This is a genomic window from Schinkia azotoformans LMG 9581 (genome assembly GCF_000307855.1).
In the GTDB taxonomy this organism is placed as follows: Bacteria; Bacillota; Bacilli; order Bacillales; family Bacillaceae_J; genus Schinkia; species Schinkia azotoformans.
The window spans coordinates 1-1525 of the sequence record NZ_AJLR01000052.1; the positions used below are offsets into that span (position 1 = coordinate 1).

Genomic DNA, 1525 nt, shown 5'->3' on the forward strand with positions numbered 1-1525 from the left:
TATGGAGCACTTTAGGTTCCCTGTGCTTTTTTATTTGTTCAAAAACAGCAACCGTAATTTGTTTTTTCCCAGTACTATAGCTAACTTAAATGTACTTTTCATTAGCCAACGTTAAAATTCGTCTTATACTAAAATTTAATTGTTTAAATGTGATAATCAATGTGATATTATTATTATATGCCAACAATGGTTGTTAACAACGTTTAAATTATTCGTATACTTATTCGTATACTATCAAAAATGGAGGAATTTGTCTTGAAAACAAATCGCTATGTTGTTGCGTTTGCAGGTGTCATGTTTCATTTAATGATTGGTTCAGTTTATGCTTGGAGTGTTTTTACTAATCCAATTGCAAAACAAAATGGTTGGGCAGAATCCTCAGTCGCTCTTGCATTTAGTATCGCTATTTTCTTCTTGGGAATGTCAGCCGCCTTTATGGGCAAAGTCGTTGAAAAAATAGGCCCTAGACTAACGGGAACTATTGCTAGCTTTCTTTACGGAACTGGAACCATTATGACTGGTTGGGCTATCCATCAAAATTCAATTTGGCTATTATATCTCTCATATGGTGTCATAGGCGGATTAGGACTGGGAGCAGGATACGTTACCCCTGTATCAACAATTATTAAATGGTTTCCAGACAAACGCGGTTTAGCAACGGGGTTAGCTATTATGGGATTTGGTTTTGCAGCAATGCTGACTGGTCCTGTTGCTCAACAGCTAATGGCTAGTGTTGGTCTTGAACAAACATTCTATTTCTTAGGAACATTTTATTTTGTTATTATGCTGCTCGCTGCACAGTTTATTGTTCGTCCAAATCTGGCACTATCAAGCACTACTGAAAATAGCATTTCTCAAAAAAAGGGAACACGTCTAACCCGAGGACCGGAGCTAACAGCTAACCAAGCCCTCAAAACTAAATCCTTCACTTTTCTTTGGATAATGTTCTTTATCAATATTACATGCGGGATCGGCCTTGTCTCAGCTGCATCCCCCATGGCTCAAAGTATGACTGGCATGTCTGTCCAAACAGCCGCAATTATGGTTGGAATCATAGGCCTTTTCAATGGCTTTGGACGTTTGATATGGGCAACTTTGTCTGATTATATCGGGCGCCCTGCTACTTTCAGTGCCATTTTTATTCTCGATATTGTAATGCTTTCAGCCATACTCATCTTCAAATTACCGCTCCTATTTGTCATTGCATTATGCTTGTTGATGTCTTGTTATGGAGCAGGCTTTTCTGTCATCCCAGCCTACTTAGGTGATGTCTTTGGTACTAAAGAATTAGGAGCTGTTCATGGATATGTACTGACAGCATGGGCTGCTGCCGGAGTTGTTGGACCATTACTATTATCATTAACACATCAACTGTTCCACAATTATACTTTGACATTAGCTGCCTTTATTTTGATTGATCTATTGGCACTGCTAATCTCATTCTGGATACAACGAGATTTCATTAAAGCCAGCAAATTAATAAAAAGAAAATCATAAAAAACTACTTTAAAGCGCATTAAATTAT

Annotated in this window: 1 protein-coding gene; it reads left to right on the plus strand. The window is 37.8% G+C overall.

Annotated features, from left to right (window positions below; translation table 11 throughout):
* Positions 1 to 255 precede the first annotated feature (255 nt).
* Positions 256 to 1497 carry an L-lactate MFS transporter gene (locus BAZO_RS10035; RefSeq protein ID WP_004431200.1) on the plus strand — a complete coding sequence of 414 codons (1242 nt, stop codon included), beginning with the start codon at positions 256 to 258 and terminating at the stop codon, positions 1495 to 1497.
* Positions 1498 to 1525: the final 28 nt, after the last annotated feature.